Annotated in this window: 21 protein-coding genes; 10 read left to right on the forward strand and 11 right to left on the reverse strand. The window is 72.7% G+C overall.

What is annotated here, in order from left to right:
* Positions 1-10: 10 nt before the first annotated feature.
* The 3 genes from LN652_RS04165 to LN652_RS04175 are packed head-to-tail and all read right to left on the reverse strand — an operon-like array spanning position 11 to position 2041.
* A complete protein-coding gene (locus tag LN652_RS04165) occupies positions 11-982 on the reverse strand; it encodes an NAD(P)/FAD-dependent oxidoreductase (RefSeq protein WP_230443431.1) in 972 nt (323 codons plus the stop codon).
* A gap of 55 nt (positions 983-1037) precedes the next feature.
* Positions 1038-1553, reverse strand: coding sequence for a hypothetical protein (locus tag LN652_RS04170; RefSeq protein ID WP_230443432.1), 516 nt, complete (start codon positions 1551-1553; stop codon positions 1038-1040).
* Entirely contained in the window at positions 1550-2041 is a 492-nt protein-coding gene (locus LN652_RS04175; protein ID WP_230443433.1) for a hypothetical protein, read from the reverse strand. The genes LN652_RS04170 and LN652_RS04175 overlap by 4 nt, the downstream gene beginning before the upstream one ends.
* Positions 2042-2105: 64 nt before the next feature.
* Here LN652_RS04175 and LN652_RS04180 point away from each other — a divergent pair, with 64 nt between their 5' ends.
* Complete coding sequence (locus LN652_RS04180; protein ID WP_230443434.1) at positions 2106-2762, forward strand: ion channel; 657 nt, start codon at positions 2106-2108, stop codon at positions 2760-2762.
* Here the strand turns inward: LN652_RS04180 and LN652_RS04185 are convergent.
* Entirely contained in the window at positions 2740-3129 is a 390-nt protein-coding gene (locus tag LN652_RS04185) for an MmcQ/YjbR family DNA-binding protein (RefSeq protein WP_230443435.1), read from the reverse strand. The genes LN652_RS04180 and LN652_RS04185 overlap by 23 nt on opposite strands.
* A gap of 27 nt (positions 3130-3156) precedes the next feature.
* Complete coding sequence (locus LN652_RS04190) at positions 3157-3723, reverse strand: hemerythrin domain-containing protein (RefSeq protein ID WP_230443436.1); 567 nt, start codon at positions 3721-3723, stop codon at positions 3157-3159.
* 157 nt (positions 3724-3880) lie between these two features.
* Between LN652_RS04190 and LN652_RS04195 the strand changes: the two genes are divergently transcribed.
* Positions 3881-4855 carry a choice-of-anchor J domain-containing protein gene (locus LN652_RS04195; RefSeq protein WP_230443437.1) on the forward strand — a complete coding sequence of 325 codons (975 nt, stop codon included), beginning with the start codon at positions 3881-3883 and terminating at the stop codon, positions 4853-4855.
* A 76-nt stretch (positions 4856-4931) separates the two neighbouring features.
* Positions 4932-5483, forward strand: coding sequence for a DUF1707 SHOCT-like domain-containing protein (locus tag LN652_RS04200; RefSeq protein WP_230443438.1), 552 nt, complete (start codon positions 4932-4934; stop codon positions 5481-5483).
* Positions 5484-5637: 154 nt separating this feature from the next.
* Here the strand turns inward: LN652_RS04200 and uvrB are convergent, their stop codons facing one another.
* A complete protein-coding gene (gene uvrB, locus LN652_RS04205) occupies positions 5638-7767 on the reverse strand; it encodes an excinuclease ABC subunit UvrB (protein ID WP_230443439.1) in 2130 nt (709 codons plus the stop codon).
* Between the two features lie 89 nt (positions 7768-7856).
* On the opposite strand from uvrB, the gene LN652_RS04210 reads away from it, so the two are divergent.
* Genes LN652_RS04210 through LN652_RS04220 form a run of 3 tightly spaced genes read left to right on the forward strand, consistent with a single transcriptional unit; the run spans position 7857 to position 8894 of the window.
* A complete protein-coding gene (locus tag LN652_RS04210) occupies positions 7857-8462 on the forward strand; it encodes a hypothetical protein (protein WP_230443440.1) in 606 nt (201 codons plus the stop codon).
* Complete coding sequence (locus tag LN652_RS04215) at positions 8405-8671, forward strand: hypothetical protein (protein ID WP_230443441.1); 267 nt, start codon at positions 8405-8407, stop codon at positions 8669-8671. Before LN652_RS04210 ends, LN652_RS04215 begins: the two co-directional genes overlap by 58 nt.
* Positions 8672-8687: 16 nt before the next feature.
* Positions 8688-8894, forward strand: coding sequence for a hypothetical protein (locus tag LN652_RS04220; protein WP_230443442.1), 207 nt, complete (start codon positions 8688-8690; stop codon positions 8892-8894).
* A gap of 3 nt (positions 8895-8897) precedes the next feature.
* Here LN652_RS04220 and LN652_RS04225 read toward each other — a convergent pair whose 3' ends face one another.
* A complete protein-coding gene (locus LN652_RS04225; RefSeq protein ID WP_230443443.1) occupies positions 8898-9485 on the reverse strand; it encodes a dihydrofolate reductase family protein in 588 nt (195 codons plus the stop codon).
* A 64-nt stretch (positions 9486-9549) separates the two neighbouring features.
* Between LN652_RS04225 and LN652_RS04230 the strand changes: the two genes are divergently transcribed.
* On the forward strand, positions 9550-10794 hold the full coding sequence (locus tag LN652_RS04230; RefSeq protein ID WP_329958459.1) for a phospholipase D-like domain-containing protein: 1245 nt from the start codon (positions 9550-9552) through the stop codon (positions 10792-10794).
* A 13-nt stretch (positions 10795-10807) separates the two neighbouring features.
* On the opposite strand, the gene LN652_RS04235 is transcribed toward LN652_RS04230, so the two are convergent.
* On the reverse strand, positions 10808-11743 hold the full coding sequence (locus tag LN652_RS04235) for a DNA-3-methyladenine glycosylase family protein (protein WP_230443444.1): 936 nt from the start codon (positions 11741-11743) through the stop codon (positions 10808-10810).
* Between the two features lie 52 nt (positions 11744-11795).
* Between LN652_RS04235 and kynA the strand changes: the two genes are divergently transcribed.
* Together kynA and pepN are read left to right on the forward strand one after the other, a co-directional pair.
* The gene (gene kynA / locus LN652_RS04240) at positions 11796-12650 is read left to right on the forward strand and encodes a tryptophan 2,3-dioxygenase (RefSeq protein ID WP_230443445.1); all 855 of its coding nucleotides are present in this window, start codon (positions 11796-11798) and stop codon (positions 12648-12650) included.
* A gap of 89 nt (positions 12651-12739) precedes the next feature.
* Positions 12740-15172: an aminopeptidase N gene (pepN, locus tag LN652_RS04245; RefSeq protein ID WP_230443446.1), complete on the forward strand. Its 2433-nt coding sequence runs from the start codon at positions 12740-12742 to the stop codon at positions 15170-15172.
* 158 nt (positions 15173-15330) lie between these two features.
* Here pepN and LN652_RS04250 read toward each other — a convergent pair whose 3' ends face one another.
* Both LN652_RS04250 and LN652_RS04255 read right to left on the reverse strand, forming a co-directional pair.
* Positions 15331-15987: a hypothetical protein gene (locus tag LN652_RS04250; protein ID WP_230443447.1), complete on the reverse strand. Its 657-nt coding sequence runs from the start codon at positions 15985-15987 to the stop codon at positions 15331-15333.
* A gap of 91 nt (positions 15988-16078) precedes the next feature.
* Positions 16079-16903, reverse strand: coding sequence for a resuscitation-promoting factor (locus LN652_RS04255; protein ID WP_230443448.1), 825 nt, complete (start codon positions 16901-16903; stop codon positions 16079-16081).
* 254 nt (positions 16904-17157) lie between these two features.
* On the opposite strand from LN652_RS04255, the gene LN652_RS04260 reads away from it, so the two are divergent.
* Positions 17158-18291 carry a CDP-glycerol glycerophosphotransferase family protein gene (locus LN652_RS04260; protein WP_230443449.1) on the forward strand — a complete coding sequence of 378 codons (1134 nt, stop codon included), beginning with the start codon at positions 17158-17160 and terminating at the stop codon, positions 18289-18291.
* A 29-nt stretch (positions 18292-18320) separates the two neighbouring features.
* Here the strand turns inward: LN652_RS04260 and LN652_RS04265 are convergent, their stop codons facing one another.
* Positions 18321-20048, reverse strand: a complete 1728-nt coding sequence (locus LN652_RS04265; protein ID WP_230443450.1) for a DEAD/DEAH box helicase — start codon at positions 20046-20048, stop codon at positions 18321-18323.
* Positions 20049-20102: the final 54 nt, after the last annotated feature.

Genomic DNA, 20102 nt, shown 5'->3' on the forward strand with positions numbered 1-20102 from the left:
ACTCGCGGGCTCACCCCTCGCTGGAGTGGCCGGGGAAGACGTGGGCGGTCGGGTCGATCGCCACGGCGGCGTTGTTGACCGCCGTCGCGGCCTCGCCGAAGCCGACCGCGATCAGCCGTACCTTGCCCGGGTAGTCGGTGATGTCGCCGGCGGCGAACACCCGCGGCAGGTTGGTCCGCATGGCCGAGTCGACGACGACGTGGCGCTTGGACGTCTCGAGGCCCCACTGCTGGATCGCCCCGAGGTCGGCGATGAACCCGAGCGCCGCGACGAGGGCCTGCGCCTTCAGCGCGCGGGGCTCCTCGCCGTCGACGGTGACCTCGACCTCCTCGAGCAGCGGGTCGCCGCGCAGCGCGGTGACCTGCGCGTTGGTGACGATCTCGACGCTCGACGCCTGCACGGCGGCGACGGTGCGCTCGTGGGCGCGGAACGCGTCGCGCCGGTGGACCAGCGTCACGGACGCGGCGATCGGCTCGAGGTGCTGGGCCCAGTCGAAGGCGCTGTCGCCGCCGCCGACGACGACCACGTCCTTGCCGGCGTAGGGCGCGAAGCTCGGCACGAAGAACTCCATGCCCCGCCCCACCCAGCCGTCGCCGGCGGGCAGCGGGCGGGGGCTGAACTTGCCGATGCCGGAGGTGATCAGCACCGCGCCGGCGGTGATCCTGGTGCCGTCGTCGAGGGTGACCACGACGTCGTCGTCGCGGTGCTCGAGCGTCGACGCGGTGCGGTCGAGGAGGTAGCGCGGGTCGGCGCTCGCCGCCTGCTCGACGAGCCCCTCGACGAGGTCGCGTCCCTTGACGCTCGGGAAGCCCGCCACGTCGAGGATCGCCTTCTCGGGGTACATCGCGGTGATCTGGCCCCCCAGCTCGGGCAGCGAGTCGACCACCGTCACGTCGAGGCCGCGGAACCCCGCGTAGTAGGTGGAGTACAGGCCCGTGGGGCCGGCCCCGATCACCAGCAGGTCGGTCGTCACGTCGTCCACGCGGCGATCCTGCCCATCGCCGGCCCGCACCACAAGGGCCGCGACCGGGGCGCGGTCACAGCGCGTCGAGCTCGCTGACCCGCCACAGGCCGTCGACCCGGCTCAGCGTGACCAGCACCCGGTCGAGGTCGGTGCGTGGCTGGTCGAGGTCGTCGGCGCTCGTGCGCTGGTTCACGAACACCAGCACCCGGGCGTACGACGTGGCTGCGTGGACCACGCCGCTGCCGACGACCGTGGCGGTGACGACCCGGTGGTCGCGCCGCGCACCCGGCGCGACGCCGGCCATCGTCCGGTCGTAGCGGTCCACCACCGGTGCGACGAGCAGCTGTCGAGCCGCGGCCCGGTCGTCGGACAGGGTGCGCCAGGAGTAGGTGTAGACCCGGGTGGCCGCCTCCTCCGCGGCCGCGAGCACGTCGTCGCGGACGCCGGCCGAGGCGACGAACGCGGCACCCGAGTCGGCTGCGGTCAGGTCCTCGGCCGACCCGTCGGCGGGCGCGCGGGCCACCAGCCAGCCGAGCACCGCCGCGGCGACGAGCACCAGGGCCGCCAGCGCGGCGACGACGCGCCTCACCGGACGAACTCCAGGCTGCTCGTGAGCCAGCGGCCGTCCACGCGCTCGAGGCGCAGGCGCAGGCGGTAGTAGCGGGTCTGCGGCTGCTCCGTCGAGGAGTTGGAGACCGAGCTGTTGGCTGCGACCACCACGGTGGCCGCGTCGTCGGACAGGTCCGCGACCCCGAGCGAGACGACCTCCCCGGTCGAGGTGGCCCGGGTCCGGACCGTCTCGCGCACCAGCCGGTCGCGCTGCGAGCCGTACTGCTCGGCGAAGTCGCCCGTCGCGCCGTCGAGCACCGCCTCGACCAGCGGCTCCATGTCGCGGTGGTCGACCCGCAGGAAGGCCAGCGCCTCCGTCCGCGCGGCCGCCGCGACCTCCTGCTGCTCGGCGGTCAGGTCGTCGTCGACGCTCCCCGAGCCGCGGACCGCGAGGACGATGCCGACGACGAGCACGACGAGGACGACCGCCAGCGCCGCGGCCAGGGCCCTCCATCCCCGTGCTCCCACGACGCGAACCTAGCCCAGCGAGGCGTTCCGGTGCCGGTGGAACGCCTGCCTAGACTCCCGTGTCGTGACCCGGCCGCTCCAGCACCTCACCGCGCACCCGTCCGCGATGCTGCTGGCGGCCCAGCTGCTGCAGGTGCTCGCCTGGCCGTTCCTGGGCGGCTCCACGCCGGGACGCGCGTTCCTCGGCGTCATCGGGATGCTGGCGGTCGGATCGGCGGTCCTCGCGGTCCGGCGGACGCCGAACGTGAGCCGGGTGGTGTTCTTCCTGGGTGCCCCGACCATCGTCTTCACGCTGCTCGACGCGGTCTTCCGCGACACCGACTGGATCACCCTGACCTCCGGCCTGCTGCACGCACCGTTCTACTTCTACGTCTCCTACGCGATGCTGCGCTACCTGTTCCACGACGACGTGATCACCACCGACGAGTACTACGCGACCGGCGCCGCGTTCACCGTCGTGGCCTGGGGCTTCGCGTACGTCTTCTCGGTCGTGCAGGTGGTGTGGCCCGACTCGTTCTCCAACGCCGGCGGGTTCGAGCACTCGTGGTTCGAGCTGCTCTACCTGTCGTTCTCGACGCTCACGAGCGTCGGCCTCTCCGACATCGTCGCGGTCGGCGAGCAGGCGAGGTCGGTGGTGATGGTCGAGATGATGGTGGGCGTGTTCTACGTCGCGATGGTGGTCGCCCGGATGGTCGGGCTCACGATGATGCGGCGACGCTGACCGCGTCCCAACCGTCGGGCCGGTCCCGCTTCGGCAGCCGCGAGACCACCAGCCGGTAGGACTCCTCGACCGCCTCCACGAGCTCGTCGTCGGGGATCGCCCCGGCGAGGGCGAGGTCGTTCCAGCCCGAGCGGCCGATGTAGGCCATCACGGCGGCGTCGTCCGGGTAGCGCTGGAGCCACTCGTCGGCGATCTCGCGGGTCGCGCCGGCCTTCACCCCGACGGTCTCGGCGGCGAGGAACGCGAAGATCTTGCCGCGCTCCCCCGGACCGACCTTGAAGACCGGGTGCTCGTGGTCCCACGGGTTGTCCGGCCAGGCGCCGGGGAAGGTGGCGCAGACCTCGTGCATCGCGGCGACGTCCACCACGCACCCCCTCCCGGCGGCCGAGGCCGCTCAGTCGTCGGAGTCCTCGTCCTCCTCGTCGTCGAGGAGGCCCTCCTTCTCGGCAGCCTGCACGATCCGGCGGACGTTGTCGATCGACCCGCAGTCGGCGTCGAGCTGGGCGTTGCGCTCGGTGGCGAACGCCTCGCCGAGCGTGGCGCGCACCTGCTCGCCGACCTCCTCGCGGGCCGGGTTGAGGATGGTGAGCTCCTCCTCGGTGAGGTGGTGGTTGAGCACCTTCGCGAGCTCCTCGACGGCGTCGTCGAAGGCCTGCGTGTCGGTGCCCTTGAGCTCGAGCACCGCCAGCATCGCCTCGTGGCCCTCGGCGTGCTCCTCCTCGCCGTGCTCCGCCTCGTGGTCGGTGATCGCGTCCTTGCGCTGGAGCTTGGGGTAGACGTGCTTCTCCTCGGCCTCCGCGTGCGCCACGTGCAGCGCGGCGAGCGCCTTGCGGACGGCGTCGCGGTCGGAGCTGCTGTCGCGCAGGTCGCGCAGCAGCGCCTCGAAGCGGCGGTGGTCGTCGAGGATCAGGTCGATGACGTCGCCGGAGACCGGGCGACCGAGGTCGATGGAGGTGTTCATGCGGTGACGCTAGCGACGATGCGCCGAGGCGGTCCTCACCCCTCGAGGTCGTGACGCTCAATTTCTGCAGGTTCTCCTGCGGGAGGGAGGGACCGTCCCTAGGGTCGCGTCCGAGGCGTCCGACACAGGACGCACACGACAACGGGGGAACACCTACATGAAGCTGCACCACACCTACCGCGCCGTCGCGGTCAGCCTGCTGGCCGGCGCGCTCGCCGTGACCGCCCAGCCGGCGCAGGCCGTCAGCGCCAGCGAGGGATTCGAGTCGGGCGCGACACCCGCCGGATGGCAGACCGTCAACCTCAGCTCGCCGATCGGTGACGCGGGCTGGAGCCAGGGCAGCCCCGACGCCTTCCCCGCGCAGGCGGGCAGCCCGGGCTCCTACTTCGCCGCGAACTTCGAGAGCGGCTCCAGCACGGCCACGCTGAGCGACTGGCTCGTCATGCCGAGGCAGACCAGCCTGAGCAGCACCGACACGCTCGAGTTCTGGACCCGCACGCTCCAGTACGACGCGGGGAACACCATCTACCCAGACCGGCTCGAGGTGCGCATGTCGACGAACGGGTCGTGCAGCCCCGGGACGACCGCGGACGGCGTCGGCGACTTCACCACGCTGCTCACCACGGTGAACCCGCAGCTCACGGTCGACGGCTACCCGCAGGCGTGGACGAAGTACGCGGTCTCGCTGACCGGGCTGGCCACGACGAACGTGGCCGGGTGCATCGCCTTCCGCTACCACGTGACCGACGGCGGCCCGTCCGGTGACAACAGCAACTTCATCGGCCTCGACTCGGTCGTCTACACCGACAACGCGTCCGTCGCGTGCACGACGGCGCAGGCCTCGGTGACGGCGGCCCAGACCCAGGTCACCACTGCGACCGCGACGTTGACATCCACCAGCGCTGCCGCCTCCAAGGCCGCGAAGGTGGTCAAGAAGGCGACCAAGAAGCTGAAGAAGGCCACGAAGGCGGGCAACCCGACCAAGGTGGAGAAGGCCAAGAAGAAGGTCAAGAAGGCCAAGAAGTCGCTGCGCCAGGCCAAGAAGCGGGTCGCCAGCGCCAAGACCGTCCTGACCGCCGCCCAGACCGCGTTGACCACCGCGCAGACCAGCTCCACCACCAGCTGCCCCTGACGGGGACGACGTGAACCACTGCGGCGGACGGCCTCGGCCGTCCGCCGCAGTGGCCGCCCCTGCCTATGCTGGGATCATGTCGTCCGGCGTGTGGGGTCGCTTCGAGCAGGACCCCCGATCTCCCCAGGCCGCCCGGCTGCGCGCCTCCGACCGCGACCGTGACGTCGCGCTCGAGGTGCTGGGCCAGGCGTTCGCCGAAGGCCGCCTCGACCACGAGGAGTACGACGCCCGCTCGACCGCCGTCACCTCCGCGAAGGTCCTCGGTGACCTCACGGCCCACCTCGACGACCTGGTGCCCGACGTCCCGGCGGGCGCGCTCGCGCACCGACCGCCCGGCTCGCTCACCCAGGCCGACGTGCACCAGCAGGCCGTGCGGAAGTGGGAGAAGAGCCGCCGCGAGGCCGCCACCGGGTTCCTGACCGTCTCGCTGATCTGCTGGACGATCTGGGCGGTCGTCATGTTCGGCGAGTTCGCGTGGCCGGTCTTCCCCAGCCTTGCCGCGCTCGCCAACCTGGTCCGCACCCAGGTGCAGAAGCAGGACATCATCGAGGAGCACGAGCAGGAGCTCGTCCGCCGCGAGGAGAAGCGGCTGCGCAAGCGCGAGCTGGGCTCCGGCTCGTCGGACTAGGCGCCGGGGCCGGGCGTCTACCTGGTCGCCGGCGTGCGGACGTCCACCCGCACAAGGAGGCGTCCGGTGCGTGCGATGGCAAGGCCGAGGAGCGAAGCTGGCCCGGGTTTGGCCTGCGAGCGACGAGAACGCCGCCAGCGTGCGTACCGGGCGTCTACTTCGTCGCTTCCATCATCTGGCGGAGCTCCTTCTTGAGGTCCGAGATCTCGTCGCGCAGGCGCGCCGCGACCTCGAACTGCAGCTCGGCGGCCGCCGTCCGCATCTGGTCGGTCAGGCCCTGGATCAGCTCGGCCAGGTCGGCGCTCGGGATGCCGGCGGTGTCGGGAGCCTCCGAGTGGATCCTCGACAGGGCGGGGGTCGGCGACTTGCCGGCCTTCACGCCGCCGGCGCGACCCTTCTGCCCGACGTCGGCCCAGGTGCGGAGCAGCTCCTCGGTGTTCTCGTCCTCGCGGGCGAGCATCTCGGTGATGTCGGCGATCTTCTTGCGCAGCGGCGTCGGGTCGATCCCGTGCTCGGTGTTGTAGGCGACCTGGATCGCGCGGCGGCGGTTGGTCTCCTCGATCGCGTTCTCCATCGACGGGGTGATCTTGTCGGCGTACATGTGGACCTGGCCGGACACGTTGCGGGCCGCGCGGCCGATCGTCTGGATGAGCGACTTGTCCGAGCGCAGGAAGCCCTCCTTGTCGGCGTCGAGGATCGAGACCAGCGACACCTCCGGGAGGTCGAGGCCCTCGCGCAGCAGGTTGATGCCGACGAGCACGTCGTACTCGCCCATCCGCAGCTCGCGCAGCAGCTCGATGCGTCGCAGCGTGTCGACCTCGGAGTGGAGGTAACGCGTGCGGATGTTGGCGTCGAGGAGGTAGTCGGTGAGGTCCTCGGACATCTTCTTGGTCAGCGTGGTGACCAGCACGCGCTCGTTCTTCTCCGCACGGGTGCGGATCTCGTGGATCAGGTCGTCAATCTGGCCCTTGGTCGGCTTGACCACGACCTCGGGGTCGATCAGGCCGGTCGGGCGGATGATCTGCTGGACCGTGTTGTCGACGCCGCCGACCCGGTCGAGCTCGTAGTTGCCGGGGGTGGCGGAGAGGTAGATCGTCTGGCCGATCCGGTCGACGAACTCCTCCCACTTCAACGGCCGGTTGTCCATCGCGCTCGGCAGCCGGAAGCCGTGGTCGACGAGGTTGCGCTTGCGGGACATGTCGCCCTCGTACATGCCACCGATCTGCGGGACCGCGACGTGTGACTCGTCGACGACGAGCACGAAGTCCTCGGGGAAGTAGTCGAGCAGCGTGTTGGGCGCGCTGCCGCGGGTGCGGCCGTCCATGTGCATCGAGTAGTTCTCGATGCCGGAGCACGACCCGACCTGCCGCATCATCTCGACGTCGTAGGTGGTGCGCATCCGCAGCCGCTGGGCCTCCAGCAGCTTGCCCTGCTTCTCGAACGTCGCGAGCTGGTCGGCCAGCTCGAGCTCGATGCCCTGGATCGCCCGCTCCATCCGCTCGGGGCCGGCGACGTAGTGGGTGGCGGGGAAGACGTGCAGCTCGGTGTCGTCGGAGATCACCTCGCCGGTGATCGGGTGGAGCGTCATCAGCCGCTCGATCTCGTCGCCGAAGAACTCGACGCGGATCGCGAGCTCCTCGTAGACCGGGAAGATCTCGAGGGTGTCGCCACGGACCCGGAAGGTGCCGCGGGTGAACGACATGTCGTTGCGGGTGTACTGGATCTCGACGAGCCGGCGCAGCACCGAGTCGCGGTCGTGCTCCTCGCCGACCTTGAGCCGCAGCATCCGGTCGACGTACTCCTGCGGGGTGCCGAGGCCGTAGATGCACGACACCGTCGAGACCACGATGGTGTCGCGCCGGGTGAGCAGGCTGTTGGTGGCGCTGTGGCGCAGCCGCTCGACCTCCTCGTTGATCGAGGAGTCCTTCTCGATGTAGGTGTCGGTCTGGGGGACGTACGCCTCGGGCTGGTAGTAGTCGTAGTAGGACACGAAGTACTCGACCGCGTTGTCCGGGAACAGCTGGCGCAGCTCGTTGGCGAACTGGGCCGCGAGCGTCTTGTTGGGCTGGAGCACCAGCACCGGTCGCTGGAGCTGCTCGGCCACCCACGCGACCGTGGCGGTCTTGCCCGTGCCGGTGGCGCCGAGGAGCACGACGTCCTGCTCGCCGCCCTGGATGCGCCCCACGATGTCCTTGATCGCGGTCGGCTGGTCGCCGGACGGCTCGTAGTCGGAGACGACCTTGAAGGGGGCCACCCGGCGCTGGAGATCGGTGACTGGACGCATGCGTCGAGACTACGCGGGGCCACCGACAGCGGGGTCCGCCGTCGTGCACCGGGGACCCGGACGGGCCCCGGCCGTCCTACGCTCGGCGCATGCCCCACCCCGGCCAGCCGCCCGACCACGTGCTCGACCTGTTCGTGGCCGAGGGCGTCCTGGAGCCGCTGCCCGGCGGCCGGGGCACGACGTGGCGCGCCGGCGACCTCGCCCTCTCCCCCGGTCACGACGGGTCCGAGGCGTGGCTCGCCCCGGTCCAGGCCCGCCTGGCCGTGCGCCTCGACGAGGGTTCCCCGCGCTCCCTGCGCCTCGCCCTCCCCGTCCCCGCCCGCGACGGCAGCCTGGTCGTGGACGGCTGGTCGGCCACCCGGTTCGAGCCCGGCACGACACCGTGCCGCGACCTGCCCACGCTGCGGGCCACTGCCCACCTGCTCCACGCGCACCTCGCGACCGCCGTGCCCGAGCGCCCGCCGGGCTGGACGCCCAGCGCGACCGGTGGACGGCGGCCGAGCGGGCGGCGTACGACCCCGGGGTCGCGGTCGCGGCGACTGCCGGGCGCGCCGAGCCCGGGCTCGCCGACCTCGTCGCGCGACTCGTCGGCGGGCTGGACGACACCGACGACGCCGACCTCGGCCGCGAGCAGCTCGTGCACCGCGACCTCGCCGGCAACGTGCTGCTCGACGCGTCCGGCGTGCCGTTCGTGATCGACTTCTCCCCCACCTGGCGCTCACCGCTGTGGGCGGAGGCCGTCCTGGTCCTCGACGCCGTGCTCTGGCACGGTGCCCCGACCGAGGCGCTGGAGGAGTGGCGGAGCGGCGCGCCGCGGCAGGCGATGCTCCGCGCCGCGCTCTTCCGGGTGCTCTCGGACCGGCCCTGCGACGTCGTTCGCTACGCCGCGCTCGACCTCGGCTGACCGTTACGCTCGGCGCATGGAGACCGAGGAGGAACCCAGCGCCCCGAGCCGGCGCACGTGGACCATCCTCCTCGCCGCCGCGTGGATGTGTCTCGGCGCGTGGGCGCTCGACGGCGGACGGACGGCCCTCGGGGTCGGGCAGGTGCTGCTCGGCCTGGTCTTCCTCGTGACGGCCCTCGGCCCGCAGGCCGACGCCGGGCTGTTCCGCCGCCGCGGCAGGTGAGGCTCAGCGCACCCGGTCGAGGGTGACGACCCGGACCCCGCCGGGCAGGTCGACCTGGTCGACGGACGCGAAGCGGGCCGGGGAGAACGGCCCGGCGAAGAGGCGTACGCCGTCGCCGATCACCGACGGGTTGACCTTGAGCACCAGTCGGTCGACCTCCGGCAGCAGCGCGTGCGCCAGCGTGCCGCCGCCGACGAGCCAGATGTCCTTGTCGCCGTCCTCGGCCTTGAGCTCGCGGACCCGCGCGACGGGGTCGCCGTCGACGACCTCGACCGGGAGGTCGGTGCGCCCGGCGAGCGAGCGCGAGACCACGAGGTGGCGCAGGTGCGGGTACGCGTCGAGCAGGCCGGCGGCGAGGCCGAGCTCGTAGGAGCCGCGCCCCTCGACGACCGTGTCGAAGTGGGTGCCGGGGTCGGTCACGCCCATCGCGTCACGCGCGGGCCCGGGGAGCGTCTCGGGCCAGGAGCCCACGAGGTGCTCGACGAGGTCCGGGGTGACCGGGAGGAACTCCGACCCGCTGGGGTCACCGCCGTCCGGTCCGGCGATGAACCCGTCGAGGGTGACGGCGACGAGGTAGACGAGACGACGCATGGCCCGCATGGTGCCAGCCGGGTCGCACGCCGCGGCCATGGGGCCCCGTGGCTAGATTGTGCGCGTGACCCTGACCCGCGCGCTGACCGCCGTCCGCCGCGGCCTGCTGGGGCTGCTCGGGCTGCAGGTCGGGCTGGCGATCGCACTGTCCCTCGTCGACTCCTACCGCCGGCGCGGCAAGAAGCCGAAGCCGTTCCCGGTGACCGCCCCCGAGCGCGTGGCGGTCGGCGACGGCGAGATCACGACGTACACCTTCGGGCGCGACCTCTACGACGACATGCTGGCCGCGATCGACGGCGCCAAGAAGCAGGTCCTCTTCGAGACCTACATCTGGAAGGGCGACGAGATCGGCTGGAAGTTCAAGGCCGCCCTCACCGCCGCCGCCGACCGCGGCGTCGACGTGCACTGCATCTACGACGGCTTCGCCAACCTCGTCGTCTCGCCCGCCTTCAAGCGGTTCTCCCCGTCGCTGAAGGTGCTGCGCTACCCGGTGTGGACCGCGGGCCTGAAGTTCTGGGACCTGCGCCACTACGGCCGCGACCACCGCAAGATGCTCGTGGTCGACGAGGAGGTCGCCTTCCTCGGCGGCTACAACATCGGCTCGCCCTACGCGACCGAGTGGCGCGACACCCACGTGCGGATCACCGGTCCCGGCGTGTGGGACCTCAAGCGGGCCTTCGCCGACTTCTGGAACCTCAACCGCCGCCACCGGATCAAGCGCGACGAGCGGCCGCTGCTGCTGGAGACCGCGTCCGACTGGGACCCGCAGATCCGGATCCACCGCAACATCCCGCGGCAGTGGAACTTCCCGATCCGCAGCATGTACCTCGAGGCGATCAACCGCGCGAGCCGCAACATCTGGATCACGACCGCCTACTTCCTGCCCGACCAGGACTTCGTCGACGCGCTGGTCGACGCGGCGCGGCGCGGGGTCGACGTCCGGATCCTGCTGCCGCTGAAGTCGAACCACATCGTCGCCGACTGGATCTCGCGCGGCTACTACGGCGAGCTGCTCGCCTCGGGCGCCCGGATCCTGCGCTTCCGCGACGCGATGGTGCACGCCAAGACCGCCACCATCGACGGGAGGTGGGCGACCGTCGGGACGGCCAACATCGACCGGCTCAGCCTGCAGGGCAACTACGAGATCAACCTCGAGGTGATCGACCCGGCGTTCGCGGCCGTGATGGAGCGGGTCTTCCGGACCGACGAGACCAACTGCCTCGAGCTCACCCTCGACGAGTGGGAGGCGCGCGACCTCAACCGCAAGTTCACCGAGAGCTTCCTCGCGCCCCTGCGCCCGCTGCTCTGAGCCCCGCTGCCCGTCAGCGCGTCGGGAGGTGCGTCGGCACGCTCATCCGCGGGCCCCGGCGGGGGCGGCTGCGTCCGCCGGCGATCGCGAGCATCGCCGCCCGTCCGCGCTGCGGACGGTAGGGCTCGAGGAGCGCGGCCATCTCGTCGTCGGTGATGTCGTGGCCCAGCAGCGCCCAGCCGACCCAGTTGGCGAGGTGGTAGTCGCCGAAGCTGACCGCGTCGGCGTCGCCGAGCACCCGCTGGCGCACCTCGGCGCTGGTCCAGACGCCGATGCCGCGCACCGTGCGCAGCCGCCGGTCGGCCTCCTCGGGCGACACCTCGGTGATCCGCTCGAGCGACGACGCGAGCCGGCAGGCGGTGACGACCGTGCGGGACTGGGCGGGCTGGACGCCCAGGCGCAGCCACTCCCACGACGGGATCGTGGCGATCGTCGCCGGGGTGGGCTGGAGCATCAGCCGCAGCGGTGCGACCGGGCCGGGCGCGGTCTCGCCGTGGCGGCGCACGAGCTCGCGGAAGGACCCGAACGCCTGCTTGCCGGTGACCTTCTGCTCGAGGATCGACGGCACCAGCGACTCCATCACCAGCCCGGTGGCACCGATCCGCCAGTGCGGGTGTCGGCGCCAGCCCTCGGCGACCTCGGGGTGGTGGTGCGGCTCGAACCCGGCGGGGTCGTCGTCGGCGCCCAGCAGCCGCGGGAGGTGCTCCAGCGCCCACTCGGCGCCCGGGCCCCAGGCCCGCCCGAGCACGTCGCCGGCGGACGGACGCGCCTGGACGCAGAGCGTCGCGGGGCCGACCGGCGTACGCATGGCGCGCCAGGTGCGGCCGGCGTCGTCCTCCCGGTGGGTCGGGTCTCCGGCGCCGCGCCGCTGCGGGCGCAGCACCTGCGCGGGCGCACACGGCCACCCGGGCACCCAGGTGCGGGTGCGCTCGGCGTGGGGGGCGGCCATGCCCACGACGGTAGTCGAGCCGTCCGACGCACGGGACGGATAGGTTGCGGCCATGGGCGACGACACCAACCAGCGTGACCTCGAGGCCGGCATCCAGCGCGACTTCTCGCGGTCCATGTCCTACGGCGACTACCTCCGCCTCGACGTCCTGCTCTCCGCGCAGCAGCCGCTGTCCGACCCGCCGCAGCACGACGAGCTGCTCTTCATCGTCCAGCACCAGACCAGCGAGCTGTGGCTCAAGCTGATGGTGCACGAGCTGCGCTCTGCCCGCGCGCTGCTGCGCACCGACGACCTCTCCCCCGCCCTCAAGCGCCTGGCCCGGGTCAAGCACATCCAGCACACCCTCACCGACCAGTGGTCGGTGCTGGCCACCCTGACGCCGAGCGAGTACGCCGAGATCCGCCCGTTCCTCGCGACCAGCTCGGGCTTCCAGTCGGCCCAGTACCGCGAGGTCGAGTTCCTCCTCGGCAACAAGAGCGCCGACATGGTGAAGGTCCACGCCCACGACGGGACCGCCCGCGCGACGCTCGAGGAGCTGCTGCACGAGCCGTCGCTCTACGACGAGTTCCTCGCCCACCTCGCCCGCCAGGGGCACGCCGTCCCGCAGCGGCTGCTCGCGCGCGACTGGTCGAAGCCGCACACGACCGACCCGGAGCTGGTCGAGGTGTTCGCGCGGGTCTACGCCGCGCCCGCCGAGCACTGGGGCGTCTACGAGACCTGCGAGGAGCTCGTCGACGTCGAGGACTCCTTCCAGCAGTGGCGCTTCCGGCACCTGCAGGTCGTGCAGCGCACGATCGGCCACAAGGTCGGCACCGGCGGCTCGTCGGGCGTCGACTTCCTGCGCCGCGCCCTCGACCTGACGTTCTTCCCCGAGCTCTACGAGGTCCGCACCCGCATCGGGCAGTGACCGACGTCACTCCTGTCCGCGGGTCGGCCTAGGCTGCTGGAGGCCGCCCGTCCCGGGCGGCGGCCCCGACCCGAGTGAGGACCACACCCGTGCCCGTCCGCAGCCTGCGACAGGAGGAGGCCGTCGAGCGTGCGGCCCTCCTGTCGGTCTCGTCCTACGACATCGCCGTCGACCTCACCGCCCTGCCCGACGGGCCGGCGTTCCGCGCGGTCAGCACCGTGCGCTTCACGGCCACCGCGGGCGCCGCGACGTTCGTCGACTGCTGCGCCGAGGTCGAGTCGGCCACCCTCAACGGCGAGCCGCTCCCGCCGGCCGAGGAGGGTCGGATCGTGCTGGACGGCCTCGCCGACGACAACGTCCTCGTCGTGGCGAGCGTCCAGGCCGACACCACCCACGGGCGCGGCGTGCACCGCGCGGTCGACCCGGCCGACGACAACGTCTACCTCTGGACCACCTTCGAGCCGGACGAGGCGCGCTACGCCTGGGCCTGCTTCGACCAGCCCGACCTCAAGGCGCCGCACGCGTTCACGGTCACCGCGCCGTCGGGCTGGACCGTGGTCAGCAACTCGGGCGACCCGCTCGTCGAGGACGTCGACGGCGCCCGCCGCTGGACGTTCGCGCCCACCCCGGCGCTGTCGACGTACAACCCCGTCGTGGTGGCGGGGCCGTTCGTCGAGGTCCGGCGCGAGGTCGACGGCTTCGACCTCGGCCTCTACGCCCGCCAGACCCTCGCGGACGCGCTGCGGCGCGACGCCGACCAGCTCTTCACCCTCACCGCCCAGGGCCTGGAGTTCTTCGGCGAGCGGTTCGGGATGCCGTTCCCGCAGCGCAGCTACGACCAGGTGTTCCTGCCGGAGTTCGGCGGGGCGATGGAGAACTACGGCTGCGTCACCTGGAGCGACGACATCATCCGGCGCCACGAGCCGACCACGGCGGAGTGGCAGGTCTTCACCAACGTGCTGCTGCACGAGATGGCGCACATGTGGTTCGGCAACATCGTGACGATGCGCTGGTGGGACGACCTCTGGCTCAACGAGGCCTTCGCCGAGTTCGCCTGCATGTGGGCGGCCGAGCGCGCCACGGCCTACGGCGACACGGCCGCCAACAACCTGGTCGGCGACAAGCTCCACGCCTACCTCGCCGACCAGGGGCCTGCGTCGCACCCGATCCGCCAGAGCGTGCCGAGCGTGGCCGACGCCGAGTCGATCTTCGACTCGATCACCTACCCCAAGGGCGCCGCGGTCCTCAAGCAGCTCATGCACTTCGTCGGCGAGGACACCTTCGGCGTCGGCATGTCGGCCTACTTCGCCGAGCACGCGTGGGGCAACACCACGCTCGACGACCTCGTCCGCGCCCTCGAGCAGGCCAGCGGCCGCGACCTCCAGCCGTGGCGCCGGGCTTGGCTGGAGACCGCCGGGGTCGACCGGCTCGGCATCGAGCGCACCGGCGACGACCTGGTGCTCACCGCCGCCGGCGCCCACGGAACCCCGCACCCGCAGGTCGTCGGCGTCGCCGCGTACCGCTGGGCCGGCGATGTCCTCGAGGAGGTCGGCGCGGTCCGCGTCGAGGTCGACGGCGAGCGCACCCCGGTCGAGGGGCTCCCCGATGCCGACCTCTACCTCGTCAACCACGACGACGCCACCTTCGCCACCACCCGTCCCGACCCCTCCGGGCGCGAGGTGCTCCTCGGCCGTCCGTCCGCGCTGCCCACGACGCTGGCGCGAGCGGTCGCGATGGCCACCGTGTGGGACATGCTCTCGGAGGGCGACGCGACCGCCGCCGAGGCGGTCGGTGCGCTCACCGACGTGGTGCGGGTCGAGACCGTCGAGACGGTCGCCGAGCCCTGCCTCCAGCTGGCGCTGACCGCCGCCCAGCAGTGGGCACCCGACGCCGAGCGTGCGGGGCTCGAGGCGCGCGTCGCGGATGCGGCGCGCGGCCTGCTGGGGTCGGGGATCGCCCGGCAGACGGCCCTGCGCACACTGGCACGGACGGCCACGGGCGACGACGACCTCGCCGCGGTGCTCGCCGCTGCCGACGGTGACGTCGACCTCGAGTGGTACGTCCTGCAGCGCCGGGCCGAGCTCGGCGAGGTCGACGCAGCCGCCGTCGCGGCTCTGGAGGAGCGCGACCCCGATCCCGACTCGTGGGTCCGTGCGCTCTGCGTCCGCGCGAGCTCGCCGTCGCCGGAGGCGAAGGACGAGGCGTGGACCGCCCTGGTGGAGCGGCGGGTGCCGATCCAGGCTGCGCGCACCGTCGGGCCGGCCCTGTGGCGGCCCGGGCAGGACGACGTGCTGGCTCCCTACGCGGAGCGCTTCCTAGCCGCGCTCCCCACCCTCCACGAGGGCGGCATGATCCCCGGTCTGGCGCTCACGTCCAGCCTCTTCCCGGTCCACGCGATCGACGAGGCGTGGATCCGCCGCGCCCGCGAGGTCGCGGCCGCCCAGGCGGCACCGGTCGTCGTCGGCGCGCTGACCGAGCGGTCGGAGGAGGTGCTGCGGATGGTGCGGGCGCGGGGTCTGTGACCGTCCCTGTCGATCCGCGCCGCCGCCGCCGCCCGTCACCTGAGTGACGACCCTGACGAGAGGACGAGCGATGACCGACTACGTGCGTCGCGGCCGCGTGCGTGCTCACGCGGTCGCACCCCGTGGTCGAGATCAGGCCCGTCGAGGACTGAGCGGCGTCACGGCGCGGGGACCATGTCGCGGATCAGGAAGCTGACCTGCTTGACAGTCTGCGTGACGTGCGGTCCACCGACGCGGTGGCCGTCGAAGCGGCCCCACGCCTTCGCGGTCGGGAAGTACTCCCCATACTCGAGCCTGGTGCGACCGGCCGAGTAGGTGCGGTGCTTCTCCGGGGTACCGGTCCCGACCAGGGTGACGTCGATCGCGACGGTGCCGACCGCCGCGCCCGTCGCGTCGACCTCCCGGAAGTCCCCGGAGAGGCGCAGCCGGTTGGTCGCGTGGTCGAAGACGGCGATGTCCCACGGGTCGAGCTGCTCGACGTAGGTCCCGCCGACGATCATGCACGGCGTGGGCGGGACCGGCGAGAGGAGCGGGTCGGGCGGCCTGGCGCCGTCGGGGCAGCTCCAGTCGACGAGGCTCCCGGTGAGGACGTCGTCGTCCTCCTCGATGGTGAGGTCGCCGAGGTGCCAGTTGCCGGGGGCGCCCGCGTAGGACCCCTCGTGGACCCACCAGACCCGCCCGAAGTCGGCCTCCACCCCGCCCGTCCAGGCGCGGGGCGGGTCGGCGTCGGCGGCAGCGCCGCCGGTCATCACGGCGGCGCCCGCCAGGCCGACTGCCACGAGGAGCTGTCCGAGTCGCCGCGCCGCTGAGGTCATCCCTCGACGCTAGGGACGACCCCTTCCCCCGCGAATCACCGATCGAGGGGAACTCGGTGCCCGGAGCGTGCTCCTCAGGGGCGCGGACCGCTCAGAGGAGCCGGCCGCAGTTCGGCCACGGCGAGCGGCCGCGCTGCTGGTAGAGCAGCTTCGCGCGGTAGGTCTGCTCGGCCGCCGACGCGCTGGTCGGGAGGCCGGAGCCGCCCACGCTGCGCCAGGTGCCGGTGTCGAACTGGTAGAGCCCGTAGTAGCCGGCCGGGTTGACCGCGTTCGGGTTCCCGCCCGACTCGCAGCTCGCGAGGGCACCCCAGTTGAGGCCGTCGGCGCCGGGGACGGACCACGCCTCGCGGCCCACGAGCACGCGCCGCGGCCGCGACTCCTTCACGACCTTCTTCTGCACCACGCGGTAGTTCACCGGCTCGCCGTCGTGCAGCGTCTTGATCGCGACGACCTTGCGCTGGCCGGCGCGGCCGGTGCTGACGACCTTGCGCGTGCCGGGCTCCAGCTTGGTGGTGAAGACCTCGACGGTGCCCTTGCGGATCTTCTGGGTCTTGACCTTGCGCTGCTCGACCACGTCGGTCAGCCGCACGACGTCGCCCTGGCGCACCTTCTTGCGCTGGCCGTGGACCTTGTCGCCGCCGCGGAGCACCGCGACGACGTCGTTGCCGTCGACGCTGACCCCGTGGGCCTCGAGGACCTGGCCGGGCCAGGCCTGGGGCGTGGTGGCGACCTCGACCGGCGCCTGGCCGGCGAGCTTCAGGCTGACCTCGACGGGCTCGGCGTCGGCCTGCTGGGCGGACGCGCTGCCGGGCACGAGGCTGAGCGCGACGGCGGCCGCGGCGAGGCCGGCGGCGGCACCGCGCGCCCGGCTCGAGGGGGTGCGGGTGGACGGGGTGGGTGTGGTGGTGGCACGCACGTGCTTCTGACCTCACGGGGGTTGGGGGTACGCCTCCGGGGCGCTCGGACGCGGCGCCTCGCGGGCACCGGCCGCGCTGCGCTGCTCGCCTCACGAGGGGAGGCGCGTCGGTCACGACGGGAGCACTGCTGCGGTCCCACCACCAGAACACGGCCGCCGCCGGCATGTCGAATCGGGGTCGGGCCCGGCCGGGGCGTCCCCACCCACCCCTGTGAGGGAGGTCACGGCTCGGAGGCGCCGACTAGGCTCGGTCCGTGGAGGACGTACGCGTGCTCGCCCACTTCGCGGGCGACCCGACCCGGGCCTACCAGCTGGTCCAGTGGCTGGAGGTCCTCGAGGTGCTGGACGCCGCCCACCCGGTGGGGCTCGTGCTGCGCGACCCCGACTCGGCCGCGCTGGTCCGCGAGCGGACGCGGCTGCCGGTCCTCCTCGCCGAGTCGTTCGCCGAGCTCACCGACCTCTACGCCGCGCTCGGCGCCAAGGTCGTGCTCTACGTCAACAACTCCCCGACCAACTTCGAGTCCCTCGTCGACGCCCGGATGCTGCACGTCCACGTCAACCACGGCGAGAGCGACAAGCAGTCGATGGCGAGCAACAACGCCAAGGCCTACGACCGGGTGTTCGTGGCGGGCGAGGCCGCGGTCCAGCGCTACGTCACGGGCCTGCTCGACTTCGACGCGACCCGCCTGGTCCGGATCGGGCGGCCCCAGCTCGACCTGCCCCGCGCTCCCCTGCTGGCGCCCAGCCCGCGGCGCACGGTCCTCTACGCCCCGACGTGGGAGGGCGACGCGAGCTACAACGACTACACGTCGGTCGTCACGCTGGGCGAGGAGATCGTCCGGCAGGTGCTGCGGGTGCCGGACGTGCGCCTCGTCTACAAGCCGCACCCCAAGGTCACGACCAGCCTCGTGCCCGAGGTCGCGGAGGCCCACGGCGCGATCCTGCGCACCGTCGCGGAGGCCGCGCGCCGCGACCCCGACGCCGGGCACACCGAGGTACTGGCCGGCGACATCCTCGCGATGATGGCGCAGTGCGACGCGATGGTCACCGACGTGTCGTCGGTCGGGCTCGACTGGCTCTACCTGCGGACCGAGCGGCCGATCGTGATGACCGACCCGCACGACGACCTCGCGTCGCTGCACGAGCAGGCTCCGCTGAGCCGCTGCGCGGACGTCGTCGACGCCCGCTCGGTCGGCACGCTCGCCGACCTGCTGGCCGACCGCCTCGACCACGACGAGCACCACCTCGCCCGGCTGGCGATGCGCCACCACTACTTCGACGGCCTCCAGGTCGGCGAGAGCACCGGCCGGTTCCTCACCGCGGTGTCCGAGCTGGTGGCGCTCCGCGACCGGCTGCTCGACGACGGCGGCGGCGCGATCACCGCCTGAGCGAGCCGGCCCTGGTCGGCCGCGCTTGGTCAGCCGGCGTCGGTGAGCGACGCGACCGGCAGCCAGTCGGCCCCCAGCAGCTCGGCGAGGTCCGTGAGCCCGGTGGTGTCGCTGCCGACCGTGTCGGACGCCGCGGCGATCCGCTCGACCATCACCTTGCCGACCTGCTCCTCGACGGTGCCCTCCGCGTAGGCGACGTGCCACGGCGAGACCTGGTGGTCGCGGTGCGTGCGGCCGGTGACCTGCCGCCCGGCGATGCCGGAGAACCGGGCCTGGTGGAACACACCGACCCGTGGCTCGCTGCTCGCCGTACGCCCCTCGGCGAGGGTCTCGCCGGCGTGCAGGCTGATGGAGGCCACCGTGGTGAAGACGCAGACCTTCGCCTCGCCGGTCTGGAATTTGAGCCGCTCCGCCTCGGGGTCGAACCGGTCGCGGCCGTAGATCGTGGCGACCGAGATGCCGGAGTCGCGCAGCCGGTCGGCGATCGGGTCGGCGGCGGTCGCGACGAACTCGACCGAGCACGCCACCTGCCGGTCGCTCTCGACCTGCTGGGCGATCCAGGCCACCGTCGAGTCGACGCGCAGCAGGCCCGCCTTCTGGCGGAAGCGCAGCAGCGCGGCCCGACCCTTCGCCACGTTCCGGCCGCGCCGGGCGAGGTCCATCTCGCGGCAGAACTCGCCCCACTCGGCCTCGTACGCCTCCCGCTCGGCAGGCGTCAGGGTGACCGGCATCCCGGAGATCGGCACCGGCCCCCACGGGGCGGCGCGGTGCAGCATCGCCGGCGGCCGCTCCTCGTCGAGCCAGCCGCGGACCAGCTTGAGGTCCGCGGCGCGCCGGGCGGGGTCGGCGGTCCAGCTCGCCCCGTAGCGTCCCGGCTCGACGCCGACACCGTGGCGCTCGAGCGCCTCGGCGAACGCCTCGGCCGGCTTCGTCGCCGAGGTCCACTGCCGCATCGGCTCGCCGAGCACCTGGGCGTAGGCCGGCGCGAGGTAGGGCAGCTCGAGCGGCGTGTGCCCGGGCGTCGCGGTCGTCGCGATGACGAAGGGGGCGGTGTCGTGCGGCTTCGCATGACCCGAGATCCGCGCCCAGCGCTTCCACCGCTTGGTCGTCGTCCGGCGCAGGGCGTGCGCCTCGTCCGCGATGATCACGTCCCAGTCGTGGTCCATGACCTTGTCCAGCCGGTCCCACGTGATCACCACCCACTCCAGCCCGCCGTCGCCGAGCGCGGCGATGGTGCGGCACCAGTGGCCGATCGTGATGGCCGCAGGCCGGTCGGCCACGACCAGCACGCGTCGCGCGTCACGCAGGTCGGCCACCGCCTGCGCCCCGAGCACCGCCGAGATCGTCTTGCCGACGCCGGGCTCGTCGGCGAGGAGGAACAGCCGACCCCCGGCCTCGGCGCACGCCGCGATCGCGTCGGCCGCCTCGAACTGCAGCCTGCGCGGCTCCAGGGCGTCGGTCGGCTCGGGGTCGGGCGCCCGGGCGCCTGGGTTGAGCGTGTTCTCGAGGAACCGTCCGAGGGTGTGGGGGCCCGGCGCGTAGGGCTCGAGGTGCGCGGGCAGCCGGTGTCCGACGTGGAGGTGCATCTTCACCGCCGGGTGCCACGACGCGCCCTCGACCTGGGTGCCGTACGGCACGTCCAGCACCCACAGCCGCTCTCCCGGCCCCGCGACCGGGAGGGGGCGTGGCTGGCGCGCGCCGCCGCGGCGCGAGGTGCTGGCGCGTCGACGCGAGCTGGATCGACGGGTGCTGGCCACCCCCGGACGCTACCGGCGCAACGGGCGCTGCTCGTGGCGGCTCGCCCACGGCCG

The sequence above is a fragment of the Nocardioides okcheonensis genome, assembly GCF_020991065.1.
Taxonomy (GTDB): domain Bacteria; phylum Actinomycetota; class Actinomycetes; order Propionibacteriales; family Nocardioidaceae; genus Nocardioides; species Nocardioides okcheonensis.